Genomic DNA, 14,322 nt, shown 5'->3' with positions numbered 1-14,322 from the left:
AGATACCGGAGTCGACGCCGCAACGGAATCGGGGGACGGGGCAGGCGTGCGGATCGACGCGGCGACGACCGTACCGGAGGGCGTTGGGCGCCGCAGGCGGCCCGTCGGGGACCCTGGTGCTGGAGTACGCGGCGCCGGACGAGGTGGATCGAAGCGGCCGGCTCGCCGCGGTGCTCGCGGCCGGCGGCCGGCCGGCCGGCGCCGTCGACGGCATCCGCATCCGGCGCGCCGGGACCTGACCCGGCCGCCCGGGAGGTACCGGCCGGCACCTCCCGGGCACCTCGGTCAGCCGCGGCGCAGCCGCAGGGTGCGGATCTGGAACGGCCGGAACGTCAGCCGCACCGTGCCGTCGGCGTCGAGCAGGTCCGCGGCGCCGTCGTCCAGCGGGCGTTCCAGCAGATCCACCTCGGTGACCGCAGTCGCGGCGAAGCCAGGACGCAGCGAGACGTCGGCCCGGCCGCCCCGCGACTCGTACGCCCGGACGACCACGTCGCCGGAGCCGTCGTCGGCCAGCTTGACCGCCTCCACCGCCACCGCCGGGTTGTCCAGCCGTACCAACGGATCCGGCGTGGCGCCGGCCGCCGCGACCCGCAGCGGCAGGTTCAGCGCGTACCCCTCGGCCACCGCGTCGCCGATCTCGGCACCCGGCACCAGCGCGTAGCTGAAGGTGTGGGTGTCGATGTCGGTGTGCGGATCGGGGCTGTGCGGCGCGCGCAGCAGCGACAGCCGTACCGTGGTGGTCGTGCCGCCGGCGTCCCGGGTGGCGCGGTGCACGTCGTGGCCGTAGGTCGAGTCGGTCACCAGCGCGACGCCGTAGCCGGGCTCGCCGACGTGGATCCAGCGGTGCGCGTACACCTCGAACCGGGCCGCGTCCCACGACGTGTTGGTGTGCGTGGGCCGGTGCACGTGACCGAACTGGATCTCGGCCGACTCCCGCTCCGCGTGCACGTCGATCGGGAACGCCGCCTTGAGTACCTTCTCCGACTCGCGCCAGTCGATCTCGGTCCGCACGTCCAGCCGGCGGCTGCCCGCGGCGAGCACCAGCGTCTGCGTCGCGGTGGACTCGCCGAACCGGCGCACCACCCGGATCGCGGACAGCAGCGGGCCCCGCTCGACCACCTCGACCGACTCCGCCTCGGTCAGGTCGGTGTGCCGGCGCAGGTAGTGCTTGTCCAGGTCCCAGGCGTCCCACTTGTTCGGGTGGTCGGGGTGCAGCTGCAGCAGGTTGCCGTAGCTGCCGGGGGCCAGCACCTCGCGGCCGTGCGCGTGGTCGTACACCGAGGTGATCAGGCCGCGCTCGTCGACGGTGACCCGCAGCAGCCCGTTGTCCAGCACCAGCCCGTCCACAGTGGACGGGGTCACGGCGCCGCCGGCCGGCAGGTCCGGCGCCACGGTGCCGACGCCCAGCGCCGGTACGGTGGCGAACGCGGCGACGCTGCCGTCGGACAGCTTCTGCGCCGCGTCGGCGGCCAGCCCCGCCGTCGCGGCCAGATCGGCCGGTACGGCGGTGACCTCGGCGCGGTCGGTCGGAGCGGCGTTGAACACCCGCAGCCCGCCGTCGCCGTCGCCCAGCGCCCGCGTCGACGCGTCGATCAACCCGGTCAGCTGCTCCCGGAGCCGGCCGTAGGTCTCCCGCGCCTCGCGGTGCACCCAGGCGATCGAGGAACCCGGCAGGATGTCGTGGAACTGGTGCAGCAGCACCGTCTGCCACAGCTCGTCCAGCGCCTCGTACGGGTAGTCCGCCCCGGCGTGCACGGCCGCGGTCGCCGCCCACAGCTCCGCGGTGCGCAGCAGGTGCTCGGAGAACCGGTTGCCCTGCTTGGTCTTCGCCTGCGAGGTGAACGTGCCGCGGTGCAGCTCCAGGTACATCTCGCCGGACCACACCGGCGCGTCCGGGTACTCCGCGCGGGCGGCGGCGAAGAACTCGTCCGGGTGCTCGATGGTGACCTTCGGCGAGCCCTCCAGGTCGCGCAGCCGGCGGGCCCGCTCCAGCATCTCGCGGGTGGGGCCGCCGCCGCCGTCGCCGTGCCCGAACGGCAGCAGCGAGATCGTGCCGGCGCCCTTCTCCGCGTAGTTGCGCACCGCGCGGGCCAGCTCGTCGCCGGCGAACGTCCCGTTGTACGTGTCGGCCGGCGGGAAGTGGGTGAAGATCCGGGTGCCGTCGATGCCCTCCCACCAGAACGTGTGGTGCGGCATCCGGTTGACCTGGTTCCAGGAGATCTTCTGGGTCAGGAACCAGTCCAGCCCGGCCAGCCGGGCGATCTGCGGGAACGCGGCGGTGTAGCCGAACGAGTCGGGCAGCCAGATGCCGCGGGTGTCCACGCCCAGCTCCTGTGCGAAGAACCGCTTGCCCTGGGTGATCTGGCGGACCAGCGCCTCACCGCCGGGCAGGTTCGCATCCGACTCGACCCACATCGATCCGACCGGCGCCCAGTTGCCGGCCGCGACCGCCTGCTTGATCCGCTCCCAGACCGCCGGCTGCGCCTTCTTCACCCAGGCGTACTGCTGCGCCTGGGAGGCGGCGAACACCAGCTCCGGGTACTCCGCGGCGAGCGCGGTGACGTTCGCGAACGTCCGGGACGACTTGCGTACCGTCTCGCGCAGCGGCCACAGCCACGCCGAGTCGATGTGCGCGTGACCGGCCGCGGAGATCCGGTGCGCCGACGCGTTCGCCGGGCGGGACAGCACCTCGGCCAGCTCGGCGCGGCCGGCGGCCGCGGTACCCGGCACGTCGTGCAGGTCGATCGTGTCGAGCATCCGCTCCAGCGCGCGCAGGATCTCGTGCCGGCGCGGGTCCTCGACGCTGAGCTCGTGCATCAGCTCGGACAGCACGTCCACGTCCGCGACCAGCGCGAACACCGTCTCGTCCAGCACCGCCACGTCGGCGGCCCGCAGCTGGTAGAGCGGCGCGTCGCCCGCGGTGTACTTGTCGCCCAGCTGGGTGGGTTCGATCCCCATCGAGATCTGCGGGTTCGCCGCCGCCTCCAGCAGCAGGTCGACCCGCTCGCCGCCGGCGGCCGGCCGGGCCACCGGCAGGTACCGGTTCAGCGGGTGCAGCGCCTTGATCGGCACCCCCGCCTGGTCGTAGGCCATCGCCTCGGCGGAGAAGCCCGGGCCGCCGCTGAAGCCCAGGTCGAACACCGCCTCCACCCGCTCGCCCGCGAACGACGCCGGCACCTCGCCGCGCACCCGCAGCCAGCTGGTCGACCACGGCCGGCCCCAGGCGGTACCGATCGGCATCGGCTGGTAGTCCGCGGCGAGCGCCTCGGCCACCTGCACCGGGTCCGCGGCGATCGGCGCGCCGCCCGGACCGGGCTCGTCCGGTACGTGCCAGACCTCGACGGTGAGCGGCGCGGTCGCGGTGTAGATCGCCGGCCGGATCCACTGGTTCATCGCCCGGTCGAGGCGCGCCTCGACCAGGACACGATCGTCATGCACTGCTCAGATCCCCCACGCTCTCAGAGGTTCCCGGTCATCGTTGTCATCGGGCATTGCGCGCCACGCTATGTCACCCACCGCCGGTGGCGCCAGGGTCAGATCTTCTCGTCACGCCGGAACCGCAACCTGCGTCGTTCATGCCAGAATGTGCCCGTGCCCAGCCCTCCCCCGCCGGCGCGACCACGGTCCGTGACGCTCGTCGCGGTACTCGTCGTTCTCGTCGCGCTGGGTGGTCTGGTGGCCGGATCGCTGAGCGCCTTCCTGGGCCAGCGCCACCAACCGGTGCGGGTACCGGCCGAGCACACCCACGCCGCGGCCGCGCGCCCGGACGTACCGGCGCCGCCGGTCTCGACGATCGCGGTGCCCGCGGACCGATCGGTGCGACTCGCGGCGACCTCGCTGGCCGACGCGTACGCGGGTCGTGGGCTGGCCCGGCCGGCGGTCGGGTCGCACCCGTCGGCGGCGGCCGCGGTCGTCGCCCGGATCGACGCCGGGTCCGGGCTCACGGGCGAGCAGTTCCGGCTCCGCCGGGCCGGCACCAGGATCGGCGTCACCGCGGGAACCGCGGCCGGCGCGCGGGCCGGGCTGTACACCCTGGCCGACCGGGTCCGGTCGGCCAGCACGCTGGTACCCGCCGCCGAGCAGGGCGCCGTGCAGCGTCCGCGGCTCGGGCTGCGGTTGACCGACGCGGGCGCGGTCGGTCTGGACGACGACCCGGCCCGGTTCGCCCGCGGCGACGACTACTCCCTCGGTACCGGGCGGGCCGCGGCGGCGATGCTGCCGGCCGCGCCGTGGGTGGACCGGAAGGCCGTGGCACGCATCGCCCGCGAGTTCCGGGCGTTCGTGGACCGGTCGCTCGCCCAGGGGTACAACGCCGTGGTCGTCGACGGCTTCCTGGAGTACGTGACGTTCGGCGAGCTGGGTGTCTACCCCGCCGGCGACCCGCACCCGGCGCGGGCCCGGGCGATGCGGCGCAGCTTCGGGCCGGTCTGGAAGTACGCGCACGACATGGGCATGAAGGTCTACCTGTCCACCGACATGCTCGCCACCGACCCACCGCTGGTGCGCTACCTGGACCGGCACGCCGGCGGGCTGGACGTCGACTCGCCGGCGCTGTGGTCGGTCTACCGGGCCGGCGTCGCCGAGCTGTTCCACGAGCTGCCCTACCTTGCCGGGATGATGATCCGGGTCGGCGAGGGCGGCGCCGACTACGACGTGCCCGGCTCGGACTACTCGTCGGCGCTGGCGGTCACCACGGCCGCCGCGGTGCGCCGGATGCTGCGCGCGGTCCTCGCGCCCGCCGCCGCGGCCGGCAAGGACGTCATCTTCCGGTCCTGGACGGTCGGCGTCGGGCCGGTCGGCGACCTGCACACCAACCCCGACTCGTACCGGCGGGTACTCGGGTCCATCCACGACCGGCACCTGATCGTGTCGACGAAGTACAGCGCCGGCGACTTCTACAGTCACCTGGCACTGAACCCGACGCTCGCGGTCGGCGACCAGCGGCGCATCGTGGAGATCCAGTCCCGGCGCGAGTTCGAGGGACTCGGCGCGCTGCCCGACGATCTCGGCGCCCTCGACCAGACCGCGCTGCGTCGGCTGCTCGCCGACAACCCGCACATCGAGGGGGTCTGGGACTGGGCGCAGGAGGGCGGCCCGCTCTACGCCGGCCCGCGGGCGATGTACCTGCGGCACGGGTTCTGGCAGCTGTGGGACCTCAACGTCTACCTCGCCGCCCGGCTGGCGTGGCACCCCGACCTCGACCTCGCCCGGGCCCGGGCGGACTGGGTGCGGCAGACGCTCGCCACCGACCCGGCCGCGGTACGGGCGATCTCCGCGGCGTTCGCGCTGTCGCGCACCGCGATCACCGACGGCCTGTACATCGGCCCGTACGCCGACCGTTCCGTCACCGCGCTCGGCCTGCACCCGCCGCCGATGATGTGGATCTTCGAGTGGGACATCGTGTCCGGCGACTCCGCGACCTTCGACACGATCTACCAGATCTGCCGCGGCCACCTCGACGAGGCGATCGAACAGGGCCGCACCGCGGTACGAGTGGTGCGGCGGATGCGTGCGCTGATCGCCGGTACCGATCCCGGCGACTGGACCGAACCCGCGCTGCGCGGGCGCTTCCTCGCCGCGCTGGACTACCAGCAGAGCCTGTTTCGCACCCTGGCCGCCTACCGCACCCTGGTGCTGCGGCACGCCGAGTGGCTGGACACCGGTTCGCACCGCGCGTACGACGCCTGGCACGCGGCGCAGCGTGAGTTCGTGGCCCGGCGCGCCCAGCACCGGGCCCGGTACGGTGACTCGCTCGCGCTGCCGGCCTACAACTTCACCGCCGCCGAGCTCGGCCTGGCCCGCGCCGACCGGGACGTCGCGATGGCGTGGCTGTCCCGGGCGCTGCTGGCGATCACGCTGCTCGCGCTCGCCGCCGGCGCCTGGGCGCACCGCGGACGCCCCGGTGCGGTGCGCTCGGCTCCCGGTGCTACCGCGGTGCGGGGGCTGTGGCTCGGGGCGACCCGGCCGTGGCGGCTCGCCGAGCTGGACCCGCCGCGGTCGCGGACCGATCGGCTCCTGGTCTGGGCGCTGCCGGCCGGCGTGCTGGTCCTCAGCCGCGCCGCGTACGGCTGGTTCGCCTCGCCGGTGCACCTGGTCGGCACCCTCGGCGCCTGGCTGCTGTACGCCGTCGTCTTGCGGGCACTGCTCGGCCGTCGCGCCGGCTTCCGGCTGTGGGCGGCGCTGGGCGGGGTGGCGCTGCTGCGCTCGGCCCTGCTGCTGGCGGTGCTGTCGGTGCGCGGCCCCGGCCGGTACTGGTTCGACTTCTGGAACCTGCCGGGCCGGCGCGCCGGCTACGTCGTCCTGGCGGTCGCCGCCTTCGGTTGGCTGTTCGTGGCGAGCTTCGGGGCGCTACGGGCCGGCTACCGGCTCCGCCGCCGGCGGGCGGCCGGTGCGGTGCTGGTCGCCGCCGGCACGCCTCTGGCGGTGCTCGGCGCGCTGGTCGCCGCCATCGGCCTGGAGACGGTGCTGACCTGGTGGAACGACCAGCTGAACCTGCTGCCGTGGGGACTGTCCAGGATCCTCGGCCTCACCGTCTACCTGGGCATCCCCACCGCGCTGCCGAGCGCGGTGGGCGCCGCCGGCGTGGCGCTGGGGCTCGCCGGCGGCCTGCTACTGGTGCGCCGCCGGCACCGCCCAGCCGCCTGACCCCGTGGCGCCCGACCCCGTGGCGCCCGACCCTGTAGCGCCCGACGCCGGGGCGCCGGTCACTGAGTGGGGCAGCCGGACGGACGGCCGTTGTACTCCTTGGTGTACACCCGCACCAGCATCCGGGTGTTCGCGTACTCGGTGAGCGTCCACAGGTGGGCGTTGCCGGCCGAGTCGTGCCAGTACGCCATCGACTCGGTGTCGTCGACGAACGTGCCCGGCGTCGGGCACACGCCGTCGCTGTCCTGCTCGTACCACAGCTCGCTGCCGTGGCTGCCGGGCAGCGTCCGGGCGATGAAGTACTCCTGGTGGCCGGTGCTGGTGTTGGGCCGCGACACGACCCCCTGGATGCCCTCGAAGTTCGTGGTGGCCAGCGACGCCGCGGTCACCGGGGTCGAGCTGCCGTGCTGGACCCGGTCGACCAGGTCGCTCATCCGCCAGTTGACGATGCGCACCGGGACGCCGGAGGCGGTCATGTCGGCGGTGCCCCGGTACTCGGTGCTGACCAGCTGGTTGCCCGACCACTGCAGCGCGATCGACGAGAAGCACAGGCCGGCGTCGAGGTCGTCGGGCGTGGTGCTGCAGCCCGACGGGCTGGTGCGGAAGGTGCCGATCTGGAACATCACGTACCGGTAGCCGGCGGCACACAGCTGCGCGCCGCCCGACGAATCGGTGACCTGCCCGACGTCGTTCGGCGTGGGCCTGGCGCCGTCCGGGCCGCAGGTCGTGTCGTTCGGGATCAGGTAGGTGCGCCGGGTGTCGAACACCATCACGCCCGCGCCGTGCCGGGCCACGAACAGGTACGGGCCGAACCAGGTCGCGCCGCCGCCGTGCACGTCGCAGACCGGGCTGAAGGTCAACCCGGCGGCGTTGGGTGCACCCGGCACCACCAGCAGCACGTGCCGGAACGCGGTGTGCGTCCCGTTGGTGTACGGCCGCTGGGCGAAGCTGGCCCGCAGCCCGGCCGAGCGCCCGGTGTCGTTCGGCAGCCCGGGGCAGCGGGCCCGGTCGTCGGACAGCGCCTCCTGCCGCCACACCGCGACCACCTCGTCGCCGCCGGCGTCGTACCCGCTGGAGCGTTCGGCGTCCTGCGAGGTGGTCACCGCCTGCGGCAGCCACCGGTTCGAGGTCTCCTCCGACCCGTCGAAGCACCAGGCGGCCAGCGTGTACTCGGCGTCCGCGGCGTCGATCGCCGAGCGGGCGCCGGCGCACTTGGCGTTGCTCTTGTAGTACAGCTGGTGGTTGGTGTGCGCGTACACCTGGGCGAGGCCCGGCGCGCCGTCGGCGGACAGCTGCCCGGCCGTGTAGGCGGGGTCGATGCCGCTGGTGTCGGTCGGGGTGAAGACGAGTTTCTGCAGGCCGGCGGTGGACTGACCGCCGTCGACGTACGGCTTGACGCCGTCCCAGCCGACCGCCTGCGCCGCCGTCGGGAGCCCGACGGCGGCCAGCAACGCGATGATTCCGACAATGCTCCCGATGCCTCGCCGAACGCCCACCGGTTGCCCCCTTCGGTGCAACGGACACGATCCAGGCGATCATGGCAGATTACCGGCGTCCGCGACAGCCCCGGCGCCGCGACCAGCCGGGGCGGGCGCCAGCCGCCGGCCGCGGGCGCCCTCGCGGACCGCACGATCGCCGGCCGCGGACCGAACGCTCGCCGGCCCCGGCCCGCCGCGGGGTCAGCCGCGGTCGCGTTCGTCGGCGAAGAACAGCCGACGCCGGTAGCTGGCCCGGCGCGGATCCCGGGCGAACAGCCGGATCTCCTCCCGGGCCAGGTCCGCGGCACCGATCAGGCCCGCCTCGTTGCCCAGGGTGGCCCGGACGATCCGCGCCTCCGGGCGGAAACCGCGCCCGGACAGGGTCCGCCGGTACGCCTCCCGGGCGGGGTTGAGCAGCAGGTCGCCGGCGTCCGAGACGCCACCGCCGATCACGAAGCAGCCCGGGTCCAGCGCGCAGGCGAGGCCCGCCATGCCCACACCGAGCCAGTGCCCGATCTCGTCGAACAGCTCGATCGCGGTCGGGTCGCCGGCCATCGCCGCCTCGGTGACGAGCGGGCCGGTGATCGCCGCGACGTCCCGGCCGGCCCGGTCCAGCAGCGCCTGCGCCACCGGCGACTCCGCGGTGGCCAGCTCGCGCGCCTCCCGGACCAGCGCGTTGCCCGACGCGTACTGCTCCCAGCAGCCCCGGTTGCCGCACTCGCAGCGGTGCCCACCGGGCACCACCTGCATGTGCCCGAACTCGCCGGCCACCCCGTACCGACCGCGCTGCACCAGCCCGTCGACCACGATGCCGCCGCCGATGCCGGTACCCAGGGTGATGCAGATCAGGTGGTCCTCGCCCTGGCCGGCGCCGAACCGCCACTCCGCCCAGGCGGCGGCGTTCGCGTCGTTCTCCACCACGACCGGCAGCCGCAGCCGGGACGACAGCGCCTCCCGCAGCGGCTCGTGCCGCCAGGACAGGTGCGGCGCGAACAGCACGGACGACCCGGTCGCGTCGACGAAACCGGCCGCGCCGATACCGACCGCGGCGACGTCGTGCCGGCCGGTCAGCTCGTCCACCACGTCGGCGATGGTCTCCTCGACCTCGCGCGGGCTCTTGGACAACCCCGGGGTGTCCCGGCGGGTACGGTCCAGCACCCGGCCGGCGGAGTCGACCACGCCGCCGGCCACCTTGGTACCGCCGATGTCGATGCCGACGGTGAGCCGGCGCAGGAACCTCGACGGCGGCCGGTTGCGGTACCGGCGGGCCGTCGGCTGACGCGATGCCATTCCTGCATTGAATCCCATGATCGGCCGCGCCCGGCCGCTGGGCCACGGATCGGCCCGCCCGGCCATGTCCGTCATGTCCCTCATCGAGTACCACCAGATGAAACAGATGACGAAGGAATCTTGCTTCTGTCCGTAGTCGGTTGAAAGATGAATCCGTCCTGCCCCGTGTCGCTGGGCCGCGCCCCGGTCGTGTCCCGGACCCGGTCGTGCCCTGGAGGAGTCGCCGTGCGCACACCGCCACTTCGCCGCCTGCTGTCCGTGCTCGCCGTCGCGCCGACGCTCGCCGCGCTCGCCCTCGCCGGACCGTCCGCCGCCGCCCCGGCACCGGTCGACCGCACACCACGGGCCGCCACCGCCGGCTCGCACGCGACCGCGACGGTCGGGTACGTCGACGTCGCCGCGGCCACGCTCTGGGTCGACCCGAACAAGGACCGCAAGGTCGACGCGGACGCCACCGGCAACCCGGTCGACCTGCGCGCCTGGACCGACGGGCTCACCATCGACCAGCGGCTGTGGCTCGTCGGCGAGCTGGAGACGCAGGCGCTGTACGGCACCAAGGTGACCATCCTCGACCACAAGAACGGCTGGTCGTACGTGGCGGTCGACGGCCAGCCGACGCCACGCAACCCGCTCGGGTACCCGGGCTGGGTCCCGGACGTGCAGATCAGCACCGACCCGGCGTTCGGGCAGTACACCGGGCAGCCGTTCGCCCTGGTCACCGCGACCACCACCGGGCTGTACGACGACGCCGCCCGGACCCACCGCAGCATGGACGTCGCGCTCGACACCCGGCTGCCCGTCCTGGGCCACGACGGCTCCTCGATCGAGGTCGCCACCCCCGACCGGGGCCCGGCGTACCTCGACGAGTCCGCCGCCGCGGTGTACGACACGGCGGCCGACATCCCGGCACCCACCGGCGCCGACCTGGTCGCCACCGCCAAGCGGTACGTCGGCCTGCCGTACGTGTGGGCCGGCACCTCGTCCTGGGGCTTCGACTGCTCCGGCTTCACCCACACCGTGTACGACGTGCACGGCGTCACGATCCCCCGGGACGCCGACGCCCAGTACGCGGCCGGTACCCCCGTCGCCGACTCCGACCTGCAGCCCGGCGACCTGCTGTTCTACGCGCACGACAACGGGTACGTGCACCACGTCGGGATGTACCTCGGCGACGGGTACGAGATCGACGCACCCAACAACACCAGTACCGAGATCAGCACCGTCGAGATCGTCAAGGTGGCCGAGCACCGGTACGCCGACGAGTACGTGGGAGCCCGCCGGTTCCTGTGACCTCCGCACCGCCGGACCGGATCCGACCGCGGCGCCGGGTCCGGCCGGCCCCGTCCAGCTGGCGTGGGCCGGGTGAGCCGACGTGCAGGCCTCGCTCCCCCGCGGCGAACCCGTGCGGGTCCTGCCGCGGTGCCGGCACACTGGGCGGATGAGCGATCCGCTGCTCCGGCTGCGCCAGGCGTGCCTGGACCTGCCGGAAGTCACCGAACGGGTCAGCCACGGTGAGCCGTGCTGGTTCGTTCGCGACCGCCGGCTGTTCGTCATGTACGCCGACCACCATCACGACGACCGGCTCGGGTTCTGGTGCGCGGCACCGCAGGGCGAGCAGCAGGCGCTGATCGGCGCCGAACCGGACCGGTTCTACCGGCCGCCCTACGTCGGCCACCGCGGCTGGCTCGGCGTGTACCTCGACGTCGACACCGACTGGGAGCAGGTTCGCGAACTCGTCACCGAGGCGTACCGGACGGTCGCACCGAAGACCCTCGCGGCACTCCTCGACCGCTGAGAACCGGGCAGCGCCATCGTCGGCCCCCGCCGCGGCCCCGAGGTCGCGGTGCCGCCGTGCGGCGGCCCGGCGGGTGCTCAGGGCGTGGCGACGGATCGGCGTCGCGCAGGAGCTCGCGGGCCGCCGCGCCGGCGGCGAAGGCGGTGACGGCGTCGACCGCGCCGTCCGCCGCACCGCCGATCACCCGGTACGGCACGGCCAGCCCGGCGAGCATCGGCCGCAGCGCATCGGCCGGTACCTGCCCGGCGGCGAGCACCACGGTGTCGGCGCCGACCAGCTCCGGCCCGTCGCCGCCGGCCAGTACGACGCCCTCCGGCGTGATCCGCTCGTAGCGCACACCGGTGCGCAGCAGCACGCCGCGGCGACGCAGCGCGGCCAGCAGCGTCCAGCGGGTCGTTCGCCCGATCCCGGCACCGATCCGGGGGCCGCGGCGAAGCAGCGTCACCTGGCGGCCGCCGGTCACCGGGACCGGCCGCTCGGCCAGGCCGTGCTCGGCGCGGAACCGATCCCGCTCGTCGCCGTCGGTCGCCCCGTGGCTGAGCAGGTGCGCCAGGTCGACCGCGATGCCGCCGCCGCCGACCACGACGACCCGGTCGCCGAGCCGGTCGGCGGCGGCGAACGCCTCCGGATAGGTCAGGACGTTCGGGCCGTCGGCGCCGGGCAGCTCGACCGGCCGGGGCACGACACCGGTCGCCAGCACGATGCCGGCGCAGCCGGCCAGCTCGGCTCGGTCGCCCGGGCCGACCGGGTGGCCGAGTCGCAGCTCGACGCCGAGCGCGGCGAGTTCGGCGGCGTAGTACTCGATCGTGGCGCCGTAGTCCGCCTTGCCGGGCACCAGCCTGGCCAGCCGGAACTGCCCGCCCGGCGCCGCCCCCGCCTCGTACAGCACGACGCGCGCACCGGCGCTCGCCAGGGCGCGTGCCGCGGCGAGCCCTGCCGGCCCGGCGCCGATCACCGCGTACCGGCGGCGGCCCGTGGCGCCGGGCCCTCCGGAGCCGGCAGCGCCGGAGGGCCCGGGGGCGCCAGGGGCGGAGCCGGGGGCGGCAGGGGCGGGGCCGCCGGCACTCGCGCCGGCGCTGCCGGGGGCGCCCGAGCCGGCGACGAACAGGTCTTGTTCGTGGCCGGCGGACGGGTTGACCATGCAGGAGACCGCCTCGTCGGTGAGCGAACGGTCGATGCAGGCCTGGTTGCAGCCGATGCAGACGTTGACCGGCCGGCCGGCGCGCGAGCGCGCGATCAGTTCCGGGTCGGCGAGGAACGGCCGGGCCAGGCTGACCAGGTCCGCGGCGCCGTCGGCGAGCAGCTGTTCGGCCTGGGCGAGCCGGTTGATCCGGTTCGAGGCGATCACCGGCACCACGCCGTCGACCGCGGCCCGGATCCGCGCCGCGTACGGCGCCCAGGTGCCGGGCGGCACGAGCGCCTGCACGGTCGGTACCCGGGACTCGTGCCAGCCGATGCCGACGTTGAGCGCCGCGGCGCCGGCCCCGGCGAGCGCCGTCGCCAGCGCCAGCACCTCGTCCTCGTCCGGTGCGCCGTCCATCAGGTCGGCGCCGGAGAGCCGGTAGATCACCGGAAAGTCGGTACCGGCGGCGGCCCGGACGGCGGCCAGTACGGCCAGCGGGAAGGCGCGGCGCCGCGCCGGGTCGCCGCCCCACTCGTCGTCGCGGTGGTTGGTCACCGGCGAGGTGAACTCGTTGAGCAGGTAGCCTTCCGAACCCATCAACTCCACCGCGTCGAATCCGAGCCGCCGCGCGGTCGCCGCCGCACGGCCGAAGTCGTCGATCGTCGCCGCCACCTCGGCGCCGGTCAGCGCCCGCGGCTCATCGGGCGAGAACCGGCTCGGTACCGCCGACGGCGCCACCGGCTGCAGCCCGAACGAGGCGGCGAAGGCGTAGCGGCCGGCGTGGAACAGCTGCAGCGCGATCAACCCACCGGCCGTGTGTACCGCCGCCGCGACCCGGGCCAGCCGGGGCGCGTCGGCGGGCTCGTTGACGAAGCTGTAGTGCACCCCGCCGGCGCCGACCCGGCTGACCGCCGACCCGCCGGTGACGATCAGCCCGGCACCGCCGGCCGCCCGCGCGGCGTAGAACGCGGCGAGCGCGGCACCACCGTCGTCGCGGTCCTCGATGCCCAGGTGCATCGAGCCCATCACCACCCGGTGCGGCAGCGCCAGGCCGCCGAGCGCCACCGGGCTGAGCACCCGGCGCAGCCCGGCCGGTCGGTCAACCATCGTGCTGCCGGCGGGACGGCGCGGCCGGCGGCACCTCCGGCAGCCGCAGCGGCGGCGTGGTGTCGGCGTGAAACGGCGGCGCGATGGTGGACAGCCCGCCGTCCACCACGATCGACTGGCCGGTGATGTAGCCGGACGCCTCCGACAGCAGGAACAGCACCACGTCGGAGACCTCCCGGACCGAACCCATCCGCCGCTTGGGCACCAGCCGCAGCACGTCGTCGAGCGGCGGCATCCCGGGTACGTCGTAGAAGTACGCCGAGGAGTCGGACTCGATGATGCCGCCGTTGACCGCGTTGACGTTGATCCCGTACGGCGCGAACTCGACCGCCATGTAGCGCACCCACGCCTCGATGGCGGCCTTCGCCGAACCGAGGTTGGCGTAGCTGGGGTAGGCCCGGATCGAGCCGTAGCTGGAGAGGGTGACGATCCGACCGCCGCCGGTCATCAGCGGCACCGCCCGCTGCGCGCCGAGCACCAGTGCCCGGACGTTCATCGCGTACGACCGGTCCAGGTGGTGCGCCTTCAGCTCCATGATCGGCTTGAACGAGCTGGCCGCCGCGTTCGACACGAAGTGGTGGATCGTGCCGTAGGTGCTCTGCACCACGTCGAACAGCCGGTCGATGTCGTCCGGCTCCTCCACGTCGGCGGCGACGGTGATCCCGCGGCCGCCCAACCCCTCCACCTCGGCGAGCGTCTTCTCCGCCGCCTCGGTGTTGCGCTTGTAGTTGATCACCACGGTACCGCCGGCCGCGGCCAGCGACAGCGCGAGCGACCGGCCGATGCCCCGCGAGGCTCCGGTGATGACGGTGACGGTGTCGGCGAACTCGCTGGGCCGCGAGTACGCCCCCGGACGCTGGTTCATCGGCGCTCCTCTCGCACCA

General features: G+C 74.3%; 9 protein-coding genes. 4 read left to right on the top strand and 5 right to left on the bottom strand.

Features of this window, described 5'->3' with window-relative positions:
* Nucleotides 1–83 precede the first annotated feature (83 nt).
* On the top strand, nt 84–239 hold the full coding sequence (locus Athai_RS13440) for a hypothetical protein (protein WP_203961803.1): 156 nt from the start codon (nt 84–86) through the stop codon (nt 237–239).
* 46 nt (nt 240–285) lie between these two features.
* Here the strand turns inward: Athai_RS13440 and Athai_RS13435 are convergent, their stop codons facing one another.
* Complete coding sequence (locus Athai_RS13435; protein WP_203961802.1) at nt 286–3,438, bottom strand: alpha-mannosidase; 3,153 nt, start codon at nt 3,436–3,438, stop codon at nt 286–288.
* 153 nt (nt 3,439–3,591) lie between these two features.
* On the opposite strand from Athai_RS13435, the gene Athai_RS13430 reads away from it, so the two are divergent.
* Nucleotides 3,592–6,645, top strand: a complete 3,054-nt coding sequence (locus Athai_RS13430; RefSeq protein WP_239156914.1) for a hypothetical protein — start codon at nt 3,592–3,594, stop codon at nt 6,643–6,645.
* 59 nt (nt 6,646–6,704) lie between these two features.
* Here Athai_RS13430 and Athai_RS13425 read toward each other — a convergent pair whose 3' ends face one another.
* Entirely contained in the window at nt 6,705–8,141 is a 1,437-nt protein-coding gene (locus tag Athai_RS13425) for a hypothetical protein (protein WP_203961800.1), read from the bottom strand.
* Between the two features lie 183 nt (nt 8,142–8,324).
* Nucleotides 8,325–9,413 (bottom strand): ROK family glucokinase, encoded by a 1,089-nt coding sequence (locus tag Athai_RS13420; protein WP_239156913.1) that lies wholly within the window; start codon nt 9,411–9,413, stop codon nt 8,325–8,327.
* A 225-nt stretch (nt 9,414–9,638) separates the two neighbouring features.
* Here Athai_RS13420 and Athai_RS13415 point away from each other — a divergent pair, with 225 nt between their 5' ends.
* On the top strand, nt 9,639–10,703 hold the full coding sequence (locus tag Athai_RS13415; protein ID WP_203961799.1) for a C40 family peptidase: 1,065 nt from the start codon (nt 9,639–9,641) through the stop codon (nt 10,701–10,703).
* 148 nt (nt 10,704–10,851) lie between these two features.
* The gene (locus Athai_RS13410) at nt 10,852–11,208 is read left to right on the top strand and encodes an MmcQ/YjbR family DNA-binding protein (RefSeq protein ID WP_203961798.1); all 357 of its coding nucleotides are present in this window, start codon (nt 10,852–10,854) and stop codon (nt 11,206–11,208) included.
* Here the strand turns inward: Athai_RS13410 and Athai_RS13405 are convergent.
* Nucleotides 11,150–13,438: an oxidoreductase gene (locus tag Athai_RS13405; protein ID WP_203961797.1), complete on the bottom strand. Its 2,289-nt coding sequence runs from the start codon at nt 13,436–13,438 to the stop codon at nt 11,150–11,152. The genes Athai_RS13410 and Athai_RS13405 overlap by 59 nt on opposite strands.
* Nucleotides 13,431–14,303, bottom strand: a complete 873-nt coding sequence (locus tag Athai_RS13400) for an SDR family oxidoreductase (RefSeq protein WP_203961796.1) — start codon at nt 14,301–14,303, stop codon at nt 13,431–13,433. The genes Athai_RS13405 and Athai_RS13400 overlap by 8 nt, the downstream gene beginning before the upstream one ends.
* Between the last annotated feature and the right edge of the window lie 19 nt (nt 14,304–14,322).

Origin of the sequence: Actinocatenispora thailandica, assembly GCF_016865425.1 — a bacterium.
GTDB classification, from domain to species: domain Bacteria; phylum Actinomycetota; class Actinomycetes; order Mycobacteriales; family Micromonosporaceae; genus Actinocatenispora; species Actinocatenispora thailandica.
Note: the sequence above shows the minus strand (reverse complement) of the source record. Positions and strands in the feature narration are given on the sequence as shown.